The sequence below is a fragment of the Streptomyces sp. McG3 genome (assembly GCF_018619185.1).
In the GTDB taxonomy this organism is placed as follows: Bacteria; Actinomycetota; Actinomycetes; order Streptomycetales; family Streptomycetaceae; genus Streptomyces.
Genome location: NZ_JAAXYC010000115.1, coordinates 1 through 23,138 on the forward strand (window position 1 = coordinate 1; position 23,138 = coordinate 23,138).

The 23,138-nt window shown below is 69.1% G+C and carries 20 protein-coding genes and 4 pseudogenes; 15 read left to right on the forward strand and 9 right to left on the reverse strand.

The features are described from left to right. Positions 1–298: 298 nt before the first annotated feature. Both HET64_RS19625 and HET64_RS19630 read left to right on the forward strand, forming a co-directional pair. Positions 299–460: a hypothetical protein gene (locus HET64_RS19625; RefSeq protein WP_215107391.1), complete on the forward strand. Its 162-nt coding sequence runs from the start codon at positions 299–301 to the stop codon at positions 458–460. A 379-nt stretch (positions 461–839) separates the two neighbouring features. After that, the gene (locus tag HET64_RS19630; RefSeq protein WP_215107393.1) at positions 840–1,607 is read left to right on the forward strand and encodes a hypothetical protein; all 768 of its coding nucleotides are present in this window, start codon (positions 840–842) and stop codon (positions 1,605–1,607) included. Positions 1,608–1,686: 79 nt separating this feature from the next. Here the strand turns inward: HET64_RS19630 and HET64_RS19635 are convergent, their stop codons facing one another. Further along, complete coding sequence (locus HET64_RS19635; RefSeq protein WP_215107394.1) at positions 1,687–1,944, reverse strand: hypothetical protein; 258 nt, start codon at positions 1,942–1,944, stop codon at positions 1,687–1,689. A 158-nt stretch (positions 1,945–2,102) separates the two neighbouring features. On the opposite strand from HET64_RS19635, the gene HET64_RS19640 reads away from it, so the two are divergent. Then, a complete protein-coding gene (locus HET64_RS19640) occupies positions 2,103–3,083 on the forward strand; it encodes a threonine/serine dehydratase (protein ID WP_215107395.1) in 981 nt (326 codons plus the stop codon). A 310-nt stretch (positions 3,084–3,393) separates the two neighbouring features. On the opposite strand, the gene HET64_RS19645 is transcribed toward HET64_RS19640, so the two are convergent. Next, positions 3,394–4,077, reverse strand: coding sequence for a haloacid dehalogenase-like hydrolase (locus tag HET64_RS19645; RefSeq protein WP_215107396.1), 684 nt, complete (start codon positions 4,075–4,077; stop codon positions 3,394–3,396). A 122-nt stretch (positions 4,078–4,199) separates the two neighbouring features. Here HET64_RS19645 and HET64_RS19650 point away from each other — a divergent pair, with 122 nt between their 5' ends. The 4 genes and pseudogenes from HET64_RS19650 (at position 4,200) to HET64_RS19665 (ending at position 7,620) form a co-directional block, all read left to right on the forward strand. Then, positions 4,200–5,414: a helix-turn-helix transcriptional regulator gene (locus tag HET64_RS19650; protein ID WP_251145565.1), complete on the forward strand. Its 1,215-nt coding sequence runs from the start codon at positions 4,200–4,202 to the stop codon at positions 5,412–5,414. Positions 5,415–5,527: 113 nt separating this feature from the next. After that, entirely contained in the window at positions 5,528–6,058 is a 531-nt protein-coding gene (locus HET64_RS19655; protein ID WP_215107397.1) for a hypothetical protein, read from the forward strand. Continuing rightward, positions 6,055–6,477: a restriction endonuclease gene (locus HET64_RS19660; RefSeq protein ID WP_251145566.1), complete on the forward strand. Its 423-nt coding sequence runs from the start codon at positions 6,055–6,057 to the stop codon at positions 6,475–6,477. The genes HET64_RS19655 and HET64_RS19660 overlap by 4 nt, the downstream gene beginning before the upstream one ends. 452 nt (positions 6,478–6,929) lie before the next feature. Then, positions 6,930–7,620: pseudogene (locus HET64_RS19665) on the forward strand (transposase family protein). A gap of 67 nt (positions 7,621–7,687) precedes the next feature. On the opposite strand, the gene HET64_RS19670 reads toward HET64_RS19665, so the two are convergent. Then, positions 7,688–8,257, reverse strand: coding sequence for an SMI1/KNR4 family protein (locus HET64_RS19670; RefSeq protein WP_215107398.1), 570 nt, complete (start codon positions 8,255–8,257; stop codon positions 7,688–7,690). A gap of 876 nt (positions 8,258–9,133) precedes the next feature. Here HET64_RS19670 and HET64_RS19675 point away from each other — a divergent pair. Beyond that, entirely contained in the window at positions 9,134–10,036 is a 903-nt protein-coding gene (locus HET64_RS19675; RefSeq protein WP_215107400.1) for a polyprenyl synthetase family protein, read from the forward strand. 38 nt (positions 10,037–10,074) lie between these two features. After that, complete coding sequence (locus HET64_RS19680) at positions 10,075–11,133, forward strand: hypothetical protein (protein ID WP_215107402.1); 1,059 nt, start codon at positions 10,075–10,077, stop codon at positions 11,131–11,133. Here the strand turns inward: HET64_RS19680 and HET64_RS19685 are convergent. Both HET64_RS19685 and HET64_RS19690 read right to left on the reverse strand, forming a co-directional pair. Continuing rightward, positions 11,123–12,769, reverse strand: a complete 1,647-nt coding sequence (locus tag HET64_RS19685; RefSeq protein ID WP_215107404.1) for an AarF/ABC1/UbiB kinase family protein — start codon at positions 12,767–12,769, stop codon at positions 11,123–11,125. The genes HET64_RS19680 and HET64_RS19685 overlap by 11 nt on opposite strands. A gap of 1,081 nt (positions 12,770–13,850) precedes the next feature. Then, the gene (locus HET64_RS19690; protein WP_251145567.1) at positions 13,851–14,381 is read right to left on the reverse strand and encodes a TetR/AcrR family transcriptional regulator; all 531 of its coding nucleotides are present in this window, start codon (positions 14,379–14,381) and stop codon (positions 13,851–13,853) included. Between the two features lie 201 nt (positions 14,382–14,582). Between HET64_RS19690 and HET64_RS19695 the strand changes: the two genes are divergently transcribed. Then, on the forward strand, positions 14,583–14,990 hold the full coding sequence (locus HET64_RS19695) for a RidA family protein (protein ID WP_215107408.1): 408 nt from the start codon (positions 14,583–14,585) through the stop codon (positions 14,988–14,990). Between the two features lie 593 nt (positions 14,991–15,583). Here HET64_RS19695 and HET64_RS19700 read toward each other — a convergent pair. Then, entirely contained in the window at positions 15,584–16,213 is a 630-nt protein-coding gene (locus HET64_RS19700) for a class I SAM-dependent methyltransferase (protein ID WP_215107410.1), read from the reverse strand. On the opposite strand from HET64_RS19700, the gene HET64_RS19705 reads away from it, so the two are divergent. The 3 genes from HET64_RS19705 to HET64_RS19715 all read left to right on the forward strand — a co-directional run bounded on the left by HET64_RS19705 (position 16,202) and on the right by HET64_RS19715 (position 19,783). Continuing rightward, positions 16,202–17,176 (forward strand): IS5 family transposase, encoded by a 975-nt coding sequence (locus HET64_RS19705; protein ID WP_215107412.1) that lies wholly within the window; start codon positions 16,202–16,204, stop codon positions 17,174–17,176. The two genes, HET64_RS19700 and HET64_RS19705, sit on opposite strands and share 12 nt — an antisense overlap. Positions 17,177–17,553: 377 nt before the next feature. After that, positions 17,554–17,970 (forward strand): hypothetical protein, encoded by a 417-nt coding sequence (locus tag HET64_RS19710; protein ID WP_215107414.1) that lies wholly within the window; start codon positions 17,554–17,556, stop codon positions 17,968–17,970. Between the two features lie 913 nt (positions 17,971–18,883). After that, positions 18,884–19,783 carry a hypothetical protein gene (locus tag HET64_RS19715; protein WP_215107416.1) on the forward strand — a complete coding sequence of 300 codons (900 nt, stop codon included), beginning with the start codon at positions 18,884–18,886 and terminating at the stop codon, positions 19,781–19,783. A 386-nt stretch (positions 19,784–20,169) separates the two neighbouring features. On the opposite strand, the gene HET64_RS19720 is transcribed toward HET64_RS19715, so the two are convergent. Further along, positions 20,170–21,042: a HEAT repeat domain-containing protein gene (locus HET64_RS19720; protein WP_215107418.1), complete on the reverse strand. Its 873-nt coding sequence runs from the start codon at positions 21,040–21,042 to the stop codon at positions 20,170–20,172. Between the two features lie 382 nt (positions 21,043–21,424). Between HET64_RS19720 and HET64_RS19725 the strand changes: the two genes are divergently transcribed. Both HET64_RS19725 and HET64_RS39115 read left to right on the forward strand, forming a co-directional pair. Beyond that, entirely contained in the window at positions 21,425–21,877 is a 453-nt protein-coding gene (locus HET64_RS19725; RefSeq protein WP_215107420.1) for a hypothetical protein, read from the forward strand. Between the two features lie 14 nt (positions 21,878–21,891). Then, positions 21,892–21,990 (forward strand): annotated as a pseudogene (locus tag HET64_RS39115) (alpha/beta hydrolase); the annotation flags it as partial. Between the two features lie 63 nt (positions 21,991–22,053). Here HET64_RS39115 and HET64_RS19730 read toward each other — a convergent pair. Next, a pseudogene (locus HET64_RS19730) lies at positions 22,054–22,423 on the reverse strand (VOC family protein). Between the two features lie 406 nt (positions 22,424–22,829). Next, positions 22,830–22,906 (reverse strand): annotated as a pseudogene (locus HET64_RS39120) (Uma2 family endonuclease); the annotation flags it as partial. Positions 22,907–23,138: the final 232 nt, after the last annotated feature.

Below are 23,138 nucleotides of genomic sequence, written 5' to 3' on the forward strand. Positions count from 1 at the left end.
ACCCCACACACCCACAACGAAGCGACGCCCACCCACTGGTTGAACCCCCGCCACTGGCCGCGGGACCACCGGCCCGCACGGTGCACGACCCGCCCGGCCACAGGTCGGCGGCGCGCACCGGGAACCCCCGAAACGGACCTCGTGACGGACAACAACCGGACGGTCTGCCAGGCACGCGACGGGCGTCCCGATCACGACCCGCCGTCGCGTCCCGCACCGCCGTTGAGACTGCCGCCGCCGGCGCTCCGGAGAGACCGGTCAGGCACCGGCACGGGGCGACGCGCAGCAGGGTGCGCGCGTGCCGCTCTCCCTCGTGGCCGACACCGGGCTGAACGTGTGGGCACTGGCCTCGGTCCTGACCGCGCGGACGGCTGACCCGGGCGCACCGGCGCATCCCCCGTACGTGCGCAACGGCTGCAGCACTCACCCGCTCGACGAGCCCTCGTGGGAGCACAAATAGACGGTCTGGAAGTACGGCACCAACGACGGTGACGACGAGTCCGACGGCGTCCTCGATAACGCCGAACTGACGGTGCGAACCTCTCCGCTGGGTGTGCTCAGCTACCTCGTCACCCGGTGCACCGAGGACGATCAAGTGCTGACGTACTGCCGTCAGCAGGGGGTGGTCCTCTTGCTATGTTGCGGTGTTCGATCTTGGCCGTTGAGCTGGGTTCGAGCTTTGAAAGATGGCTACACCAGGGGGCACTGTTTTGGGCAGTTCGAGAGACTCACAGCGGCATGACGGCGGAAGCCCGCCACTGCCTCCAGCCCGTGGGGGAACGCCTGCCTCACCAACGGTGCCGGTGGTGCCGGTTCGTCCCGTGCCTCCGGTTCCCGGGGTGCCACCGGACTCCCGTCTTCGGCGGGTACGCCGACGTTACCGGGGCACCTCGACGACCGACAAGATCGCGCTGTGGGCCCTGGTGGTCACCGCGATCGGTCTTGCCTCGCCGGCAGTCGTCTCCGCCTGGCAGAAGGTCTTTCCCGAGGACTCGGCGACGCTGCTCGTCGAGCCGAACGAGCAGGCCTGTCTGAACCGCTGGTACGTCCCCGGCGGTGACCCCTCGATCAGTGCTCAGGTGGCACGGGCGAATCCCGACCAGCTCGCGCAGTGGGTGCGGGAAGGGCGAGCCGTTCATGCAGGGATTCTGGAGGCTGCTGTGACGGTGCACGGCGACGCAGGCTCGTCGGTCGAGGTCCGTGATATCTCGGTCACGGTGACGCACCGGGAGAAGGGCGCGCCGGGCACGGTCACGGGGATTCCCGGGTGCGGCAGCGGACCGGATGAGCCCTCGTACCTCGCGGTGGATCTGGACACCCTCCCGCTGAACCAGCCGGTTCCAGCCGCGTATCTGCTGCGGAGTCCTCAGCAGAAGGCAGCCCGTCAGCTCGAAGCGGACCAGGGCCAGTCCGTGAGCCTGCCCCACACCATCGATGAAGGCGACTTCTACTCGCTGTTCCTCATCGGGCGGACCGAGCGCTACGACACCCGCTGGAAGGCCACCATCACCTGGTGGGACGGTAAGGACATGCACCGCCGCACCCTCTCCGGACGAGACGGCAAAGACCTCCGAGTCGTCCCCACCGGCGACAACCGATCCGGCTGACACGGGCACCCTGCCAAGGCATGACTGAACCGTCGGACCGGTGACCACTCCACGCCGGTCCGACCACCACAGTGCACTCTCACCGCCCGGCTCCCCCGGCTTCCAGGGGAAGGTCGAGCAGCATGGCGTGGAAGATCGGGGCGTCGGGGAGGCGGGGGCGCAGGTCCCCGAGAGTCGTCCAGCCCCAGGACTGATAGAGGGCGTGGACCTTGGGGGTGGTCTGGTCGACGAGGAGGGGGCGTCGCCGTGGTCGGCCGGGCCGCTGATCGACGGTGCAAGTGGTCCGCAGGTCTACTTCGGATTGGCCTGGGGCAGAACCGAGGAAGCGTCGGCCCATGCGGCAGCCGTAGCGGAGCCCATGGGGCTGCTCTGCTTCGACGTGCAGCAGGACCGGCTCAGGCCGTGAGCAGGGGCGCCGGACAGCGGTAGCCGGTAGAGGCTGCGGCTATGACAGTTACTCATGGAACAGCGCCGGTGGCGCTACGCTGCTGTGTCGTGCAGGAGACGCGTCTCGACACTGATCGGATCCGAGCGGCTCGCCGGGTAATCGACCCGGTTTTTCTCGACACTCCGCTGTACCGCTGCGAGGCGCTGGAGCCCGGCCTCGGGTGCACGGTGAGTATCAAGCTCGAAACGGCGAACCCTGTCCGCAGCTTCAAGGCCCGCGGCACCGAGGTTGTGGCGACCCTGCTCGCCGACAATGGCGCGCAAGCCGTGGTGTGCGCGAGCGCGGGCAACCTTGGCCAAGCCCTCGCGTGGTCCGGTCGCGGCCGGGGGCTCGACGTGACCGTCGTGGCATCCCGCTTTGCGACTGTGGCCAAGCTCGATCGCATCCGCGCACTGGGCGCCGGGTTGGAGCTGGTGGACGGCGACCACGAGATGGCTCGCGAGCGGGCGGCTGCCGTCGCGCGGTACGCCGGCATCCGGCTGGTCGAAGACAGCCTGGACATCGAGACCTGCGAGGGCGCGGCGACCATCGGCCTGGAACTGGTGGACACCGCGACGTCGTTCGACATCGTTCTGCTTGCTCTCGGCGGCGGGGCGCTGGCCACCGGCGTGGGCCATGTGGTGAAGGCATTGGCACCCGAAGTCGAGGTGATCTGCGTCCAACCGCTGGGTGCGCCAGCACTGACACACTCGTGGCGCCAGCGGCGTGTCGTCACCACCGACTCGACCGACACCATCGCCGACGGCGTCGCCGGTCGGCGTCCCATCCCGGCCGTCCTGGACGACCTCCTCCTGGTCGCTGACGACGCCGTACTGGTCCAGGAGGCGTCGATCATCGCTGGTATGCGGATGCTCCTTGACCACGCCGGCCTCGTCGTCGAACCGTCGGCCGCGCTCGGCATCGCGGCGATCCTCGAAGACCGCGACCGCTTCGCCGGCCGACACGTGGTCACCATCGTGTGCGGCAGCAACGTCGACGTAGACCTCTACCACCAATGGGTCAGCGCGGCTCCCATCCACGGGTCTTGACAATCACTCAGCGGTGAGAACCGACCGGTCCACGGATCCACACGGCACTCGACGCCGCCCGCACCGGCTAACACCGGGCACCCGGCACCCGGCACCCGGCACCCGGCACCCGGCACCCGGCACCCGGCACCCGGCACCCGGCCAGAGCATGATCGAACCGTCGGACCGGCGACCACTCCTCGCCGGTTCGACCACCACAGCCCCCCTCTCACCGCCCGATCTCTCCGGCCCCCGGGGGAAAGCCGAGCAGCATGGCGTGGAAGAGCCCGATGACGCAGCTCCGGCCGGGCCGTGCGGACTCGTTGACCAGTCAGCGAAGCAGGTCGTGGAGCGGGGCAGCGTCGTGCAAATCGTTGATCGTGGTGGTGGCCCCGGCTTCAGCCAGTTCTGTGGCCGAGGTGCGACCGGTCGCGACGGCCAGTACGGGGACGCCTGACGCGCGTGCGGCGGCTACGTCGGCGGGGGTGTCTCCGATGAGCAGGACGTCGGTCAGGGCGACGTGGGCGCCTTTGGCCGCGCGGGTGCGTGCGATGGCGCTGCGGACCAGATCGGCGCGGTCGTCGTGGTCGTCGCCGTATCCGCCGTACGGGAACTGGATGTAGGTGTCGAGTCCGAAGACCTGGAGCTTGGTCTTGGCGACTGCCCGGATGTTTCCGGTGACGATGCTCTGCACGACGTCGTCCATGGCTGCCACCGTGTCGAGGGCGGCCGCGGCACCGGGCAGCGCGTGTCCGCGCTCGCGCAGGTCGTGGGCCCGTTGGCGGTGGAGTTCGGTGGAGCGGCGGGCGAATTCGTTGAACATGGTGCGGTCGCTGGTGATGCCGTGCAGCTGGGCGGTCCGGCGGAAGATGACGGGTTCGGTCATCCCGTCCACGGCGGCCTGTTCGCGCATCGGTGTACCGGTGACCTGTTCGAAGGCGTCTGCGAAGATCTCTCTTCCGAGGCCCCGGGTCGCGATGAGGGTGTGGTCGATGTCCCACAGAACGAGCTTCAAGGTGGCCTCCCGGAGCACGGACAGCACATGGCCTGGGCCACGGTTTCACACCTTGGGGTGAGTGGGCAGTCCAGGGCCCGGATCGCTCTAGGCTGAGAGAACGGCCCGACCATGAAGGCGTCTTGACGGATCTGCCCGCGCTCCCCACGGGGGCGCTCGTCCGCGCGGCTCGTCGGCGTGATGGGCGCCCGCAGTCCGCCATCGCGGGTCTTTGCGGCCTCAGCACCGACTACCTTTCGCAGATCGAGCGGGGCCGGAAGAAGCCTTCGGGGGACGTTTTGGCCAAGCTCGCCGGCGAACTCGGCGTCGCGGTCGGGACGCTGCTGGGCGACGATGGCACCCCACCTGCCAGGACCGAACCGGCTGTGACCGGCGGCGCTGCCGTGGTGCAGGCGTTGCTGCGGCGGAAGGACGCAGCCCTGCGCCCCTCACCCGCCGACGAGTTACGGGACCGGGTGGAGCGGGCGTGGGAGGTCTGGCAGACCTCGTCGACACGGTTCACCGAGGCCGAGATTCTCCTGCCCGGTCTGGTCCGCGACACTGAAGGGACCGTGCGCGCGCTGCGGACCAGCGCCGGTGCCGATGCCGGTGAGCGGCGGGAGGTGTTGCGGGTGGCTGCCGATCTGTATGGGCTGCTGCGTTCGTACTGCCGCAGGATCGGGCGGCTCGACCTGTCGATGATGGTCGCGGAGCGGGCGCTCCGCGCCGCCGAGGACGCCGACGATCCACTGCGGATCGCGGCAGCGCAGTGGAACCTGGGCCACGTACTGCTCTCGCAGCCCGGCCGGGAGCAGGAGGCGGCCGGCGTGGCGATGGGCGCTTCGCGGGATCTCGCCGCCGCGGTGGACTCCCCCGCGGTCGCTGCCGTTCGCAGGGCGCTGGAGCTGGTCGTCGTGGTCGCGGACGCGCGCGGACGCCCGTGGGCGGCCAGGGACCGGCTCACCACGGGTGCTGTGCGGCTCGCGCGGCGCTCCGGCGAGAGCAACGTCCTGTGGACGGTGTTCGGGCCGACGAACGTGGCCCTGCACGCACTGAGCGTCGAGATGACGGCGGGTGACACCGTGGAGGGCCTGCGGCTGACCGACCGGATCGACGTGTCGTCCCTGCCGTCCCGCGAGCGGCAGTTCACCTTCGGCCTGGAAGTCGCCCGCTGCTACGACCTCCGCCGTGACGACGCCGCCGTCCTGGTGCACCTGCTGGAACTGGAGCAGCTCGCCCCCGAGGACCTGGAACGCAGCCCGCTCGGCCGCCAGATGGTCATCGGCCTGATGCACCGGGCCCGGCCCACCTACCGGCGGCAGGTCACCGGCATCGCCGAACGCCTCCACCTGGTCTGAACCCGCTGACCGGCCGCCTCACGGTCCACGGGACAGCCCGGTCTCACAGACCGGGTTCTCCCGGCGATCCTGCCGTACGGTCCTCGGCCTCACCGCCGACCAGGGAGAGGCCCGTGACCACGGCCAGCAGCAGTACCGAGATCCCCGAATGCCCCGGCGCGCGGATCGGCGTCGCCGGAAAGCGGTGGGACACGGTCCGCACCGGCTGGCTGTCGCTGCCGCACCTGCTGCCGGGCAGCACCCGCAACACCGCGCCGGCCGGGACAGTGCCGGTCCTCGGGCCGTGCCCCGCGGCCGCGCTGTACGCGGTGGCGCCGCTGCGGGGCGTCGAGCACCTGGTCCTCGATGACCTCACCGCCTACGCACACGACCGGGGGTGGGTCGTCCCGGCCGGCTGTGCGGTCGCCGACAGCGGGCCGCTCGACCAAGCCCCCGCCATGCGGGCCGGGTGGCAGCGGGTACGGGCAGCAGCAACCGGCCGCCTGGTCCACGGGGTGGTGGTCCCCTCCTTCGCGCACATCGCCTACCGCGCCGCGGACTGGGACAGGGAACGCACCTGGCTGCTGGAGCAGGGGCTGTTCGTCGTCGCGACCGACCCCACCGAACTCCAGGCACGCCTGGGACCGGAGGAGCTGAGGGCATGAGCAGCACGGTGGTGTACGACCCGACCGGTGTGGTGACCGGCGGGCTGCCGCTGGACCGTGACCCGCACCTCGCACTCGCCGCCGCGGTCCTGGCCAGGGGCCCGAACCCGGTCGGCGTGCGGGCGGCGGACTGTGCGCAGATCGGCCTCCAGCTCACCGGCCACGCACGATGCGTGGCCGCCGACCTCCGGCAGCGGTTCGAGGCACTCCCGGCGGACAGCGAACTGCGCCCGCTGACCAAAGCGGTGCTGAGGGAAGCGGTGAACCGCCTCTCGACCGGCCCCGCCACCACCACCGCAAGAGTCCAGAACCGGGCACGGCTGATCGGGCCCTTACCGGGCACTCGACCGACTCGACACCACACAACAACCCGCGCCGGCCACCTGATAACAGGCTCACGTCCGAGACGTACTGCTTGAGCGCCTTCGCGTGGCGCTGCCAAGTCGCGAGGTCAGCGGCTCCTCAGCCTCCGCTTTTCAAGCCGGGCCAGGGCGCCCAGCCGTCTCGGGTGGACCAGAACGGATGCCACTCGATCCGGGTCGACAGCGTGAGCAAGCGGCGCAGTTCGGCGGCATTGCGCGGGCGCGGGTAGGCGGCGTGCCACTTCCGGGGTGTGGATGTTGCTTAGCGCGCTAGCTGGTCCGGCTGGACGGCTATGGCACGCAGCTCTCGGAAGGACGGTCGCGGCTCGGCGAGGCGCTGGGCTGGCAGTGAGCTCTTTCAGAGCGGCCACCGACCGGGTGACGGGCCAGCGTTCCGCAACGCACGAGGCTCCCGTGCCGTTGAGCGAGATGTTCGACATCTCAACTCATCAACACAGGAGCCTCATGGGTTCGCCGACCTGCCGCACGCCTTGGTCGAGTGGGTATCCATGCTCATCGTCACCCGTGAGGGGAACCGCCGCTGCAAGTTCCCGCCCCACCAGCGCGCCCTCGTCGGCCTGGTCTACCTTCGCCGCCACGACACGCTCGCGCAGATCGCCGCCGGCTTCGGCATATCCGTCGGCACCGCCCACGTATACGTCACGGCCGTCATCGACCACCTCCCGACGGGCACCCGGCCTGCTGCGTGTCCTACGCGAGACTGATCCTGAGCACGTCCTGCTCGACGGGACGCTCGCCGAGTGCGACCGCGTCGGAGACAGCCGGAGCGACTTCTCGCAGAAGCACCGTCGCCACGGCGTGAACGTGCAGGTCATCGCCGACCCCACAGGCAAGCTGCTGTGGATCTCACCCGCGCTGCTCGGCCGCACCCACGACCTGACCGCGGCCCGCACCCACCGCATCATCCGGATCTGCGAATGCCAGGGCGTCCCCGTCCTCGCCGACCGCGCCTACATCGGAGTCGGCTCCTGGGTGACCACACCGATCAGACGGCTCCCGAACCGGGACCTCACCACGACCCAACGAACAATCAACCGGGCCCTGTCAGCAGCACGGGCACCGGTCGAACGAGGCATCGCAAGGCTGAAGTACTGGCAGATCTTCCGCCGGGCCCGCTGTAGCCCCAACCGCATGACCGTCATTGCCGCAGCCATCCTCACTCTGGAACGTCAACGCTGATGAAACTCATTGCCCTTCCAGGGGGGAGAACGGATCGGCAATGGCCGTCATCCAGTGGGGAACCGTCTCACGACCAGACAAGTCGCCCTTCGGCAACGGAACAGACCGGATAGTCCCCCGCGCCGATCCTCGTCAGCATCTCCGCCACGGAGTCGAAGTAGTGAGCCAGTGACGCGTACTCGCCGGTGACCGTGGGCTCACCCACGAACCATCTGCCGATACGTCCGTCCCTCACGTCGATGAACTTTCCCATCCAGCCGTCCTGGTCCGACAGGAACGGGACCCACTCGTTGCGCCAGAACGGGTAGTCCGGCTGGTCCGGCGGGTCGAATCCGCAGGGCGTGGAACGGTTCGCGTAGAGCCTCTCCATCGCCCGGATGCCCAGAAAGAAGCTCCCCTCTTCGGGGAACCCATCGAAACCGCAACATTGCACTTCGTCGTCGAAATCTTCCTCCGACAGATCCAGATTGTTCTGCAACAGCCACGTCCGCAGGTCCCCATGCAGGGACATCCCCATCCGTTCCTCGGCTGCCGCGAGCATCTGCTCCGTAGCGGGCCCGGGCAGATCCGCGTGATCGGCCGGCGCGTGCTCCCGAAGCAGATTCATCACACGCGACCAACTCTCTGCCACACTCATCGCCCTCTGTCCTCTCCACAGGGATGCCTCCATCCGACTACGCCACTGCGGAGGTCGGGAAGTACGGGCCGGAGAACCTTGCAGGGATGATACTTCGATCATGCGTTCCATCCCTTCCTGTGATCGTCTTCCGCCCAGAAAGGCGGAGCCAGCCCCTCAGCGAAGTGACCGCCTGCGACTTTCCACAGACAACCCACCATGCCCGGCAGGCCCAGCCGAGGAGCTTTCAGGGCTCAAGCGAGGACCATGGCGTCACCCTGGAGTGGCGAAGCTGAAAACGCTCAGTGAACGGGTGGGGCGAAGTCGTTCGTACTCGCGCCGGCCGAACGTGCGCCGTTCCTCGTTGACGGTCTGCTGCTCCGAGTCTCAACGCGGGCTTCGCCGGAACCGGACGGGTTGTTGCGCTTGGTTGGCCCGTTGCGTCTGTTCAGCATGGGATGGCTGGTTGCGAGCGTCGGGACTATGGCTGCCGGGTGATCCATCTTCCGGGTGATCGGCGTATTCGTGAGAGCACCCTGCGTCGCGCGCCGACGGTTCGCGCCTGTATGGGAGCGGGGGAACGGAGAACCATGACGAGTGCTTTCTTCTGACCGGTCCCGGGACGCGACGAGCGGGCTTCTTGCGGCGTTCGGGCTTTCGCTACGGCCTGTCCCGCTGATCCCCACCGTTGTCTCCGTCCAGGAAGGTGCCATGTGATCACGCTGACCACATCCCGTACGCCGCTGGATCCCGAACACGTTCCCGGTGCGGTCGAGTCCCTGCTGCACGAGTTCCTCGAAACACAGATCGACAATGCCCCAGACCTTCCCGAGCTGGACCTGTTCGCAGGGATGCTCCGGAGCATGATCGCCGCGGGGGGGCAAACGCATCCGGCCCGTGCTGTGTGTCGTCGGCTGGCAGTCGGTGACCGACCGGCAGCCGCCACAGGCGGTCTGGCGGGTGGCAGCCTCCCTGGAGCTGTTCCACCTCTTCGCTCTGATCCACGACGACATCATGGACTCCTCGATGACGCGGCGAGGGCAGCCGACCGCGCACTGCTCTCTCGCCGCCCGCCACGCGGACCGGGACGCCGCCGCTCTGGGGGTGAACGCGGCGATCCTTCTGGGCGATCTCGCCCTGGGGTGGTCCTACGAACTGCTGCACACCACACGGCCCGGCCCGGCCCGGCATCTCAGCCGGGCGTGGCCGCTGTTCAACGCCCTGCGGACCGAGACGCTCGTCGGCCAGTACCTCGACCTCCTCGGCTCCGGACCGGGCGCCGCCGCCCGTCCCGACGTCACCGCCGCCCGGCGTGTCATCCGCTACAAGACAGCCAAGTACACCTGCGAGCGGCCGCTCCAGCTCGGCGCGCACCTCGCGGGAGCCGGCACCAGGGCACTCGCGGCCCTGTCCGCGTACGCCCTGCCGCTGGGCGAGGCCTTTCAGCTGCGTGATGATCTGCTGGGTGTGTACGGCGACCCGGAGCGCACCGGGAAGTCCGTCCTCGACGACCTTCGCGAGGGGAAGCACACCGTGCTGGCCGCCACCGCCCTTCAGCGCGCGACCCCGGCGCAGGCGTCCGTCCTGCGCACCGGTCTGGGCAACCGTGCCCTCACCGAGGCGCACGCGTCGACGATCCGCGAGGTCTTCGGAGCCACCGGCGCGCGAACCGCCGTGGAGAACCTGATCAGCCAGCGGTGCGAGGAAGCACTGGCCGCCCTCGACGACGCCCCCCTGCGGCCAGGTGCCACTGCCACCTTGAGGTCCCTGGCCGCTGCCGCCGTGACACGTACCGCCTGACCGCGAACCAGTCCCGCCCCGTACAGGAGAACCAGCCGGTGACCACCCTCAGCGAGACCGAAACTCTGCCCGCCGAACTGCTCACGTTCTACTGCCCTCTCACGCCCGAGACCAGCCCGGAGGCCGACCAGCTCCAGCACAACGCCCTGGCCTGGGCACAGAAGTACGACCTGGGGGCGGGTGACGACCGGCGTACTGCCAAGTACGCGCTGACCGCCGCCGCGTGGTCCACCAACGGGACCCCCCACGCCCGCGGGCAGGTCGCCCAGGCGCTGTGCGACTACAACGCCTGGGCGTGGGTCGCCAACGACCTGGTCAACTCCGGCAGGCCGACCTGCGAGATCGTGGCGACCTTCGGCCGGTGGGAACGCATCATCCGCTCCCCCCTCTCCTGGCCCGGGGCAGTGGGCCTGGACGCGGCCCTGGCCGACGCGTTCAGCCGACTGCGCACACACCTCACTCCCCTGCAGTGGGAGCGCTTCGTCGCCGGGCAGAGCCAGTGGCTGCTGGCCATGTCCTGGGAAGCCGCCCAACGCGAGACCGGCACCCGGGACGACGTCAACGACTACCTCGCCCAGCGGTTCAGTGCCGGCGGCTGCTACTCCGCCGCCGCCTACATCGACGCCGTCGAGAACATCGAACTGGACGAACACCAGTGGGCGCGCCCCGATGTACGCGCTGCCGCGGAGGCCGCCATGCTCACCGCCCTGCTGGACAACGACCGCTACTCCCTGGTCAAGGACCTCAAGAAGCCGGTCCGCTCGCGCAACCTCTTCGACGCTCTCCAGCACGAACACCCCGGCACCAGCCTCGCCGAAGCCGTCGTCCGGGGCGTCGCCCTTCGCGACCGGGTGATGAGCCGTTACCTCCAGCTCCGCGGACGCATTCTCACCAGCGCGAGCGGCAATCTCGTCCGGTACATGGGCGGACTGGACCTGATCATCAGCGGCAACATCAGCTTCGCCGCCACCGCCGTCCGCTACCTTCTGCCCGACTCGGCCCACACTGTCACCACCACCGACCACCCTGCCGACGACAGCACCGGAGCGCTTCCCTACCCGACGATCGCCTGGTGGTGGGAGCCGTTCACCCCCTGAGAGCGCCCGGTGGCCCGCCGACATCCCGGACCGGGGCGGCCAACGCCCAGCTGCGGTCGAACGATGTCCACGGGCATCGAGGACGTGGCCGCGGCCGGGGCCCTACTGGTGGCCGGCTCAGCGCGTGGTGCGGTTCCGCCGCCACCACAGGATCAGCATCGTGAGCAGCGCCGCGTCGCGAAGCCGGTGGAAGGCTCTGCGGGGCGGTGCCCAGGGTGCCGGTGGCACGTGGGGGCGGGTGACGTTCACGGTCAGCCGGTGTTCGGCGAGGTCGCGGACGATGCTGCGCAGCTGCTGCGACATCCGGATGCCGCCCTCGATGCCCTCGATGAGGGTGTGGAAGGCCTGCGGGCCGGACACGAACTTGCGGATATGGCCCTGGACGATATGGGGGCAGCTCCGACTCGAAGACGTCGAGGAGCGAGAGTTCGGGGCTCAAGTGGCGGATGGAGCCCTCGATGTTCGCGAAGGACTTGCCCAGCACAGCGATCATCGGGCTGGTCCTGATTCCGCGCCTGGTCGAGTGCTGGAGGACTGCGGTGAGAGTGAGCCCGAAGTCCAGGTCCTCCAGCGAGGCCGCCGCGACCTTCGGCACGAGGGCCACCATGTCGGCGCTGAATTTGCTGACCTCGGCCCAGGGCGTGGCCTCGCCCATCTCGATCCACGCCTGGGCGAGCGCTGTTCCGTCGTTCTGGGCGACGCTGACCAGGACGCGCAGGATGTGGGTGCTCAGGGAGCGGTCCATGCGGCCGACCATGCCCCAGTCGATCACGTGGGCGGGCTCGCCGGGGTGGACGAAGATGTTGCCCGGATGCGGGTCGGCGTGGAACCACCCGTCGACGAAGTAGCCCCGGTACATGAACGCCAGCAGATCGCGTCCGATGTCCTTGCGCTCCTGCACCGTGAACGCCGCCGGATCCGCGTCCCGGATCGAACAGCCCGGGGCCAGCGTCTGGACCAGCACCCGGGGTGTGGCCGTGATGACCTCGGGAACGGCGATGTGCTTGAACCCGGCCGCGGCCTTGCGGGCCGCCTTCATGTTCGCTGCTTCGAGGACGAAGTCCAGCTCCGGGCGCATGGCGTCGAACAGCACAGCGAGCATCGCCTCGAAGTCGATGACCGCGTTCAGCCGCGGCGCCCGCCGCGCGGCGCAGCGCGCCAGCGTGTTCAGCAGCGCCATGTCCGCGTCCATCACTTCGCGCACTCCCTGCCGCTGCACCTTCACCGCCACCGGCGTGCCATCCGTGAGAACGGCCCGGTACACCTGTGCCAGGGACGCCGTTCCGATGGGGTGCTGCGCGTCGAAGGAGAGAAAGCCCGCCGCCCACCCGCCGCCCAGCTCAGCCGCGAGGACCGGTTCGAAGTCCGCGAACGGCCGCGTCTCCACCCGGTCGTGCAGCTTCCTAAGCTCCTCGACCATCGCCGCGGAAACCATGTCCGGCCTGGTCGACAACATCTGCCCCACCTTGATGTACAGCGGGCCCAGGTCCTCCAGAGCCCGGCGCACCGCAGCCGCCCGCGACACCACTGCCCCCGTCCTCTGCGCCCCGTACCGGCCGGCCGTACGCCCCGCCTCCCCGGCCACCAGAGCGCTCAGGACACCGATGATCCTTCGCAGGCGGCGGCCTCTGCTCATGAACACTCCCCAACTCAGCCCCAAGGCCCGCGCCTCGGTGCATGACCACCCGCACCGCCGACCTGGGCTGCGCACGGCCGGCGCACACGTCGAGATGCAACCTCTCCCCCACTCACAGCGCTACCCCTGCCCGACGGGGGCGCGCAGAGTCACAAAGGGAGTGCACCCGCGGTAAGAAGCCGAGCTGGAACGAGCCCCTTCCCGGGGCCACCGTGAACGGCGTCGACACCTGCACCTGCACCACAGACCGGCCCCGCCGTCTGGAAATGCCCGATCAGCAGGCACTGCTCAAAGCCTTCGGCCTCCAGACACGCTCCCGCACCCGCCCCGCCTAAAGGCGGTGGGGTCGTCCTCGTACCTGCCGGGCAGCACGCCGGACACGCCGGACAACAGGTGCTTCAGGAAGCACACCCTTGTCCTCGCGGCGCGCCGCCCGCCGCCCGGAAGGGCATCGGAGCGGGGCATCACCCCGCCCACCCAGTACGCCGCACGGAAAGGGCACTGCCCGGGCGGGCATCGGCGGACCGTCCGCCGCCGTTTCGCCATGGTTATGGGTGACGAGAAATCAGATATGACCGGATCGGTGTTCGCGAGAGGTACTACAGCGGTTGTGGCGGCAGCCGTGCTCGCTTTGGCGGGGTGCGATGAGGGACCGCAGGAGAAGGGGTTCAAGTGGACAGCGATGGTGCAACAGATTCAGACCCGTTCGAGTGCTGACTGAGGAGTCGTTCTGGGAGCGCACCAGTACGGTTCCCGGTGGAAGCGATGGGATGGGAACCAAGCCGCTGCTCTTCGGGTTCGTCGCGAAGGTGGCCTCCGCGCCAGGCCCACCCCAGCAGCCACCGCAGGTTCTGGTAACGATGGACGGCCGACAGGCTGTCGTATATATGACATACCTGCGTCGGCACGGCTGGGACCTTGAAGAGGAAAGCGCGGATGCCCAGGCCGCTTACACAACGGTGGAGCATGCCCTGGGACGCGCAGCAGAACGGAAGAGCAGTCCGTGAAAGTGGATCTCCTCCCAGCATGAAACGGATCGCTGGTCGACACGTTCGGTGCCCATGACAGTAAAGTTCCCGGGCTAAGGCCTGCCTCCCCGATCGTGAAAGCCGGGCGCGGCTGGGGGCATCCGTCCCCAGCCGCGCTCGACCGACTGACGGCATCGGTCGGGTTCGTCTCCTGCGCTGGTGAAAAGTGCGGTCAGCATGGGCACGCCGTGAGCGAGTGCCTGTTGCGGCAGGGGGCCTGTGGCGACAAGTGAGGCGAGGCCGTGGCCGATTGTCCAGCTCTGTGTCGCAAGCTCTGGCGGGTCGACCTCTTCACGGAAGCGGCCGCTCACCTTGGCCCGTTCGATGGCGTGTACGAGGCGGTGCAGGGTTTCGTCAGCGGCGTTGGTGTCTTCGAGGTCGAAGCCCGCGTCGAACATGACACGGTAGAGGTCGGGGCTCTCCAGGGCGTTGGCCAGGTAGGCGGCCCCCAGGGCGGCGAGGTCTCGTACCGGGTCCGCGGACATCTTGACGGACGCGAGTTGGGCGGCCAGGCGTGTGAAGCCTTCCTGCCGCAGTGCCTTCCACAGGCCGTCCATGCCGCCGAAGTAGGTGTAGACGGCCATCGTTGACACGCCGGTTCCGGCGACCAGGGTACGGAGTGTGACCGGTTGCCTCGTCCTCAGCATCTGTGCGGCCCGGTCGAGCAGCAGTGAGCGGACCGCTGGATCTTTCGTCCTCGCCATGGCACCACAATACATAGCATCGCTATGCTTTCATGGGGTGCTGATCCTGCTGCTCCCGACGCCAAGAGGAAGAGGCCGTTCATGTCCGTGACGCTGGTCAATCCCGAGGGGTTGCCGAAGCCCGAGGTCTACCGGCAGCTGTCGGTCGCCACCGGATCGAAGCTGGTGTTCCTGGCGGGGCAGGTCGCCCGCGACGCCGACGGCCGGCCCGTGGGCGAGGGAGACTTCGCCGCTCAGGTCGAGCAGTGCTATCTCAATATCGCCACCGCTCTGGCCGGGATCGGCGGCTCCTTCGAAGACGTGGCGAAGCTGACCGTCTACGTCGTCGACTGGAGTCCCGAGAAGATGCCGCTGCTGGGTGAGGGCGTGAGCCGGGCGGCAGCGAAGCTCGGCATCGATCCGGTCAAGCCGATCACCCTGCTGGGCGTTGCGGCGCTGGGGGAACCGGACCTCTTGGTCGAGGTCGAAGCCACCGCGGTCATCGAATAGCCGTACTCTCTGCGAGCAGGGAGACCGTGGGGCTGGCCATGTTGAGTCGGGGGGATCTGACGGACGGCAAGTGGGCGGCGCCGGAGCCGCTACTACCGGTAAGTACCAACCGGTGCGGCCGGTGGCGCGATCACCGGCAGGTGATCAACGGGATCATTCACCAGCTGGGCACCGGGGTGCAGTGACGGGAGATGCCCGAACGCTTCGGCCCGTGGAAGACCATCCACAAGCGGCACTTGCTGTCGTCGGCCGACGGCACCTGAGAGAGGCTCCTACGGCACGTCCAGTCCGTCGCCGACGCCGAAGGCGGCATCGACTGGAACATCAACGTCGACTCCACCATCACGCGCGCTCACCAGCACGCCGCAGGAGCGCCTCAAACCCCAGCGCCCGCGCCGCCGAGCCCTTCAAAAGAGGGCCGCCGAAGTCCAGCGCGGCGGCTGCCGGCCATCGTGATGCTGCACGGCCTCCTGGAGGGGGCGGTGCCCCGGGTGAGGCCCTAGGGGTGTCTGACAATTCCGGTCTGATCAGCGAGATTCGGCTGAGCTGGCAATCCAGAGGTGCGCCGATCGGCTGGGGGGACTGGGCAGTGGCTACGAACGGCGGGCCAGTAGATGGGCGTCGAGGAAGCCCAGATCAGAGGATGGATCGTGGAGCAGCCGGGCGAAGGGATCGAGCCCAGCATCGCCCAGCAGTTCGGCGAGGCGATCCACCGGCCAGCTGTAGGCGGGCGCCACCTTGTGGTCGAACCGGACCGGTTCCTGTCCGTCGGTCCCGAAGAAGGAGACCAGGAGCAGACCGTCCGGTGCCAGGACGCGTACCTGTTCGGCGAGCAGCTCCGGTAGTTCTCCCGGAGGGGTGTGGATCATCGAGTAGTGGGCCAGTACGCCGCCGAGCGCGCCGTCCTCGATCGGCAGGGATTCCATCCGCGCCTCTTGGAAGCGCATCGCCGGATGGGCCTGCCGGGCGTGGTCGACCATGCCGGGGGCAAAGTCCAGTCCGAAGGCGTCCAGGCCGAGTTCGTGCAGCATGGCTGTCAGATGTCCGGGCCCGCACCCGACGTCCGCTGTCCGCAGGTTGCCCGTCGCGCGCACCAGTTCGGCGAAGGTGCCGATCATGGCCCGGGAGAAGGGCTGTGTCTCCAGCCGGTTTGCGAACAGCGATGCGTACAGCTCGACGACACCGTCGTAGGCCGTCCTGGTCTCGTCCTGATGATTCGCCACGGGCAGGACTCTATAGCCGGTCTGATAATTGATCTTGTGGCAGGTCGAGGTGAGTTGACGGATGCGGCATGGAGGCGGATAGAGCCCCTTTTGCCTCAGGTGGACGGACGGGGCCGTCCGTGGCGTGATCACCGGCAGGTGGTCAACGGGGTGTTGTGGCGGCTGCGGACCGGGGCTCCGTGGCGGGATCTTCCCGACCGGTTCGGGCCGTGGCAGACCGCCTACGAGCGGTTCGCCCGCTGGGAGGCGGACGGCACCTGGGCACGGTTGCTGGAGCACGTTCAGGTCCGCGATGACGCGGTGGGCCGGGCGGAATGGACCGTCTCCGTCGACTCCACCAGCAGTCGACTCCACCATCAACCGAGTCCACCAGCACGCAGTCGGCGCCCGCAAAAAGGGGATGTGAACGGGGACGAACTGGAAGATCCGGGGCGCTCGCAGGCGCGCCAGGCCCTCGGCCGCTCCCGAGGCGGACTGACCACCAAAGTCCATCTCGCCGTCGATGGCCGGGGCCTGCCCCTGTCGATTGTGCTCACGCCCGGCAACGTCAACGACGCGACGGCGTTCGGCCAGGTCCTCGACGGCATCCGCACCCCACGCCTCGGCACGGGCCGCCCGCGCACGACACCGGACCGTGTGCTGGGTGACAAGGCGTATTCCAGCAGGGCCATCCGCCATCCGCTGAGGCGCCGGGGCATCGCTCCCACGATCCCCGAGCGCCGCGACCAGGCGGCGAACCGCCACCGACGCGGAGCCCTCGGCGGCCGGCCGCCGGCCTTCGACAAGGTCACCTACCGCGACCGCAACGTCGTCGAACGATGCTTCGCCCGCCTCAAGCAGTTCCGCGCGATCGCGACCCGGTTCGACAAGCTCGGCGACCGCTACCGTGCCGGAGTTGTCCTGGCTTCCTTGATCCTCTGGCTCCGCGAGTCCACGGGTGATCATTTGTCAGACAGGCCCTAGAGATCAACGAAGCCAGCCGCCCGTAGCCCGGCCTCCTACGCCGCGTTCGACGTCCTGGAGCACCCCCCACCACTGCCCCGTCGCCGCCCGCCCCTACACCGACCGCCGCGCCCTCCTGGCCGACCTCCTCCAGGACGTCGGCCCCGGTCCAGACCACACCGACCATGGACAATCGGGCGCTCGCCCTTAAGTGGTACGACGCCCTCCAGGCGCAGGGCGTGGAAGGGGTCATGGCCGAGTCCGGCCGGTCACCGTGCCCGTTCGGGCGCCGTACGGCATGGTGTGTTGGCTGCACCAATCGGTGAAGCTGTGTGAGCCGCGTATCTGAGTAGCCGTACTCTGACGGACTGCTGACTGCCTCCCAGAGCATGGCGAACATGGAGTTTCTTGCGGATCTGGGCTTAGCCGTGCTGCTGTCAGCGCTCGAAGCGCTGGGATTGGCCGGCTTCTGGTTCGTGGAAGGCATCAAGCGGTGGGCCGCCAAGGGGCAGTCGGTGCCTGATCCGACGGGCCGATACATCCTGGTGCTGAGCACGGGATCGGCATGTTCGGCAGTGATCGCCTACGGCTTGTCCTCTGCTGACCTACCAATAGCGTGCACGATTCAGGTGGTCCTGGCCGCCCTGCTGGCGTTGCTGCTGCTTCTGGTTGTAGGCGCCGCATGGGGCAGGAGACTAGGGAGAGACCGAAGACGGCGCCGTCTTCGCCGTGAGCGGCTGCGCTGGCACGAGTCTCAGCGCGAAGGCAGCACGTCAGCGTCGGCGTTGGCCCGCCAACGCAGGCGGCGGCCGTGATCTCGCTATGCGAAGCCACCCGGATTTCGCGCACTGGTAGTGCAGTTGAGGGTGAAGATCCGGCACGCGGACACGACGGATGCGCAGGTGGTCGGCTCCGTCGGGCCCCGCCGCCGCCCGCCCCACCTTGCGCTCCTCCCGGCCCGGGAAGGCCGACCCTGCCTTTCGGCGCCCCTGGATCCGGTCCTGGCCGCCCGGCTCGGCGTGCTCCTGGCCGACGCCCCCCGTCGGGGAGCACCGCACCGAGACCGGCGAGACCTACACCGCTCTCGTCGCCGACCTGGTGATCGAGGTGCTGGCCGAGACGGGCCGCCACGGCACGCTGACCGTTGCACGGGCCCGCTGGGCCGAGCCACGCAATCCCGAACTGACATCTCTGCCGCAGCTGTTATCGCGTGGATGCATCCGGAGGACGACATTCGGAAGTCTCGTTTATGTGAATTTGTCTTGTAGCTGGGTCTGGCGAACCGTGGCGAATTTCTGTGCCGGAGCCGCTGGTGGCAGTGCCCCCTGACAAGCCCGGCAGACTCATGACACCGGGACGCTCCGTCGGCCGTTTTCATGCCGCAACGTTCCTCTGTCCGACGGGCCGCGCTGTCCCGGCGCGTTCCTTAGAGCACCTGTTGAGTAGGGAGCCCGCGCACCCGTGTGCGCCGATCACCATGCTGAATTCCGTCATCGAGAGCGTCGTCTCGCAGTACCTAGTCGCTGTCCTGGTCGCGGTCACGCTGGCCGTGCTGGCGGCCGCGCGTGCGCGCTGGGCCCGGAAGGGAAACGCCCGAGGCTTCATCCCGCCGGAGGGAGACAAGCCACCGTGCCGCCTGGCCGGGCACGAAACCCAGCACGTTCGGCAGAGCCGGCGGACCCGTCGGGCGATTCAGTCGTCACACGGACGACGAAAGGAGTCGTCTTCATGACGACACGCAAGCCCCGTCGCTCCGACCGTCCGGAAGCCGAGGTCGATCGGGAGCGCGCCTGGTCGCACATGCTGGAGACGCCGGGAGGGATCCGGCGCAAGGACCCCCTCGGCCTCACCGAGTACGACGAGAAGCGATTACTAGAGATTGCCCGCCGGTACGACCAGATCTGCCGACGCGCCCAGGGGCGCATCCGGCCCCAGGCGTCCGAGACCGACGTCCTCGCCGCGCTCCTCGTGCTCGGCACGCTGCGGGACAAGCTTCTCGACGACGAGCTCATGCTGATCACGCTGGCCCGGACCTACGGCGTCACATGGACCCGGATCGCTGACGCCCTGGAGATGAAGAGCCGACAGTCCGCCGAGCGACGTCACCTCCAGCTCAGCCGGTCCACGCGTGCCGACGGAACCCGCCCCCGCACCCAGAACGAGCGCGTGGAGCACACACGTGAGCGCCGTCGCCGCCGAGCGGAGCGGGACTGGGCCCTGGCCAATGCCGGCCTCATCCGCACCGCCGCCCTGGCCCTGACCACCATCCCGGATCTTCAAGAGCGGGCGAACCGGTCCCGGGAAGGGGTGCTCATGTCGGCCCCCGTCAGCGAGGACGGCGCGGGCCAGGGCCCCGTCGGCATGACTTGGCCCAGCGCCCTGAAGGAGTGTCTGGCCGAACACATGAGGCTCCGCGCAGACCCACGGGCCCACCTGAGTGCGGACCGTCTGGCCCCGGGCGACGAGGAGTGGCAGCTCCACCAGCGGCAGGCCGACATCGTCCACCGCATGCTCGGCCTGCTGCGACACGCAGCGGATCCGCGGCACCTGGACCTGTCCGATCACCCCGAGCTCCTGGAGTTGGTGGTCCACCTCGACCAGGACTCCGCGATCCGCGCCCGCCGCTGACCGCGCGACCCCGCAGCGCCGTACGGGGAGCGCGGCGGCGTGGCTGAGCGGGGCGCAGCGAAGCACGAAGGGGGCGGGGGCCTGACGGCCCGTTCGTTCCGGGTGGCCCGGTAACGGGCCGCCGCGTGCAGGCGTGATCCGCTGCGCTCCTCACCCCTGCGGGGCGTGCCCTGTCCGCTGCGCTCCCCGGACCGAGCGCTCCGCGCTCTCACGCCCGAGAACGCGGGGGCAGCCGGTCCCCCTTCCCTGACGCCCCGCCGAGGAAAACGGTTTGCGCCCGTGTGACGCTTCACCTGTTTGGCGGACGGGCGGCCTCCGGGCCGGAGGCCAGGCAGGAGGCCCCGTCGATGGGCGGAGGGCGCTGCCGACGCTTCCCAGGGGTCTGTTCAGAGGCGGGCCGTGATGGCGCGGCAGGCGGCCTGCAGTTCCTCGTCGTGGGAAATGCTGTGGTAGCGGCCGCTGCGGCGCAGGAGCGTGAGTTCTTCCCGGACCCGGGGGAGGGCCGGCCGGGCGGCCGGTCCCATGCGGCTCAGGCAGGCCAGGACGTGGTTGGACGTCGCGTCGTTCTCCGCCCAGGCCGCAAGCAGTGTTTCCACGACGGCGCGCGCCTCGGCGTCACCGCCGATGTCCCACAGGGCGGCCGCGGCGCAGACCCGGGTCCACTCGTAGCCCGCTGTCAGCATCTTCCGCAGACGCGGAAGCGCGCGTGCGGCATCCTGCCCGATCCGCCCCAGGATCTCGGCTGCCTCCTGCTGCCGGTGGGTGTCAAGGAGATCAACCAGCCGTGGCACAACGTCGGCCGCATCGCTCTCGAGTTCCCACAGCGCCTCCGTCGCGGCCGCTCGGACATGGAGATCCTCTGCGTCGGCCAACGGGCGGACCACCTCCGGGGCGAAGGCGGAACCAGGGCCGAAAGAGGCCAGGGCGTTCAGGGCGGAGGCGGCCGAATGCCACTGCTCCTCGCGCACGGCCGCGACTACGGCGCCGGTCAGCGCCGGTGCAGCCGCCGGGTCACCCAGCTCTCTCAGGGCGGACACCAGAGCATTGGCACTCATCGACTGCGACGGGTCTGCGAAGTCCACCTCCGCCAGGAGCTTCGACAGCCTCGGCGTGAGGTCACCGGCCGCCCCGCCCAGATGCCCGGCCACCTGCACAGCACGCCAGGCGTCGGTGCCCTCGTCCAGCGCCTCCAGCACAAAGGACAGCGCCCGCAGATCCCCCAGGCATGCCGGCGTCCCGCCGGTGGTGTGACGCGCCACCCCGGATCGTCTGACGTCGTTGCTGCGTACCCGCGCTCACCCGTAACGAGGGCGCCGTCCCGTGCTCGGGTCGCCCCGAAGTGGGGGCTGGGCTGCCCGGCAGCCTGTGCCGACATGGAGTGCGCGGGTCAGATTCCGGTGCCCGTGACGGGACCAGGGGTACGGCCGGAGTCGCCCGAGGCCGGGTGCCGCAGGCGGCCCTCCCGTGGCACCAAGCCGCGGTGACTCACATACACACCGGCTCCCAGATTCCTGCGAGCGGCAGACGCACTCTCCGCCGCTCTCCGTGCCCGCGGCCGCGCCTTCCCCCTCCGGAGCGGGCCGCGTGGCACCGGTCGAAACGACCTTGCCACTCGACCGCCCTACAGGATGAACTGCCCGCATGAGCAGAATGGCGCAGGTGCTGGTCCTTGCACGGTATGAGGACGAGGTGATGGAGCCGCTGACGCGGGTCGACGAGACACGTGCCTGGCGCGGCTGCTTCGAGCGGATACCGGACTGGTTCGTTGGCGGTTGGTATCTCGAGTTCTTCCGTGAGAGCCAGCGCCACGGGGTTCTCACGGACTTGGAGGCGCTGCCGTGGAACAACCCGGAGTGCGTGCAGGTCTTGCTCCATGACGAAGACGATGACTGCTTCGGTCTGTGGATGTTCCATGATGGAGTGCTGGCTGAGGTATCGATTCCGCGCACTCAACGGATCCACCCCCCGCCTCCGCCGTGGTGGGACGACAGCCCCCGAGCTGGATATCTACAACGAACAGACGGGCCGGGCGCAGAAGAAGCGCTGTCGCGGCACTCCCCTGAGCACGAACAGGACCCACGGCTCTGCTGGTAGGGACGACATGGCGGGACGCCGCGCTCGCGGTGCAGCCGGGAGCAGGCCACTACCCGTGGCTCGACGACGCCGACTGGTTCGTCGCGACCATGGCGGCGTTCCTCCGCAGATGACCTGGCTCACGCCCTTGAAGTCTCACCTGGAGGCCACGATCAGCGCCTGCCCCCGGATCAGCGTCACCGGGCCTGGGTCTGCTGGGTGAGGTTCACCGGGTTGCCGTCGGGGGTCCTTGATGTGGGCGACGCGCTGTCCCCACGGCATGCCGTTGGGGCCCCGGCTGACCGAGCCGCCGAGCGCCTCCACCCGGGCGAGCGTCTCGTCGACGTCGTCGACACCGATGCTGAGCAGGATCCGCGGCGCTGCCCCGGTCCCCGGGTTCTCCTTGGCCACTAGCCCGAGGCCGGGGTCTCCGATGCGCAGGCCGAGGTAGAAGGCGGCGCCTTCCTTCGGCACCCGGAAGATCTCCTCAGCGCCGAGCAATTTCGTAGAGAAGCCGAGCAGAACGTTCTGGTCGGCGGTCAGGATCACGGGCTGGATGGTGGACATGGCACTCCTGTCGAGGACGGTCGTGTCGTTGGGGAGACCGCTCAAGGACGGTGACCTCATCTGCGAACCACCCCGCTGGACGATTCACAACACAGACCGCCGTCCACGACCAGCACGAGCACCCCGACACGAGGTCACGCCACCTCTCTGTCAGGCCACTTCACGATGGCGGAGCTTCGAAGAAGCTGACCATCAAGCTCGGCAAGAAGGCGGGCAAGTCTCCGTCCGTCGCCTCGCTGTACCGGGCACTCGCGGAAGCCGCGGCCGACGACGGCGTGCCGCTGCGGCCCAAGCCCGTACGCATCCGGCGGCCCGAGTGCCCGCTCATCCCCGAGGAGGTCGACCTCCGTGAACGGCTCCAGGCCCAGCCCCACCCGAAAAAGATCCGGCATGCGCCGGGCCGAACCTCGGGGAGGCGGTCCACATCCTCCGCGAACAGCCCTCCGCGCGGGGCGGGCGCATCCAGTCGGGCAGTGCGGTCATGGCCTCGCCGTAGCGGTGCGTCGGGTCCGGAAGGCGGCGCGCGGCGGGGCTGTCCTAGTCGGCAGGCAGACGGAGCATCGGTTCGAAGGCCACGTACTCCTCACCCTCGACCGCAGGGAGGAAGCCGTCTGGGACGGTGCGGGCGGCCGTGGTGAGGAGGCGGGCCAGTACCTCGGGCTCGGTGGCCGGGGGGAGGCGGAGGGCGGCGAGGAGGCGGTCGCGGACCTCGGGG

Bases quoted from the DNA above. Each gene is read 5' to 3' on its own strand.
- HET64_RS19705 (WP_215107412.1), top strand. From the start codon at position 16,202: ATGATTCGCCACGGGCAGGACTCTATAGCCGGTCTGATAATTGATCTT.
- HET64_RS19725 (WP_215107420.1), top strand. From the start codon at position 21,425: ATGAGCAGAATGGCGCAGGTGCTGGTCCTTGCACGGTATGAGGACGAG.
- HET64_RS19685 (WP_215107404.1), bottom strand. From the start codon at position 12,769: ATGAGCAGAGGCCGCCGCCTGCGAAGGATCATCGGTGTCCTGAGCGCT.
- HET64_RS19635 (WP_215107394.1), bottom strand. From the start codon at position 1,944: ATGGGCCGACGCTTCCTCGGTTCTGCCCCAGGCCAATCCGAAGTAGAC.
- HET64_RS19710 (WP_215107414.1), top strand. From the start codon at position 17,554: ATGGAGTTTCTTGCGGATCTGGGCTTAGCCGTGCTGCTGTCAGCGCTC.
- HET64_RS19670 (WP_215107398.1), bottom strand. From the start codon at position 8,257: ATGAGTGTGGCAGAGAGTTGGTCGCGTGTGATGAATCTGCTTCGGGAG.
- HET64_RS19660 (WP_251145566.1), top strand. From the start codon at position 6,055: ATGAGCAGCACGGTGGTGTACGACCCGACCGGTGTGGTGACCGGCGGG.
- HET64_RS19715 (WP_215107416.1), top strand. From the start codon at position 18,884: ATGACGACACGCAAGCCCCGTCGCTCCGACCGTCCGGAAGCCGAGGTC.
- HET64_RS19695 (WP_215107408.1), top strand. From the start codon at position 14,583: ATGTCCGTGACGCTGGTCAATCCCGAGGGGTTGCCGAAGCCCGAGGTC.
- HET64_RS19690 (WP_251145567.1), bottom strand. From the start codon at position 14,381: ATGGCCGTCTACACCTACTTCGGCGGCATGGACGGCCTGTGGAAGGCA.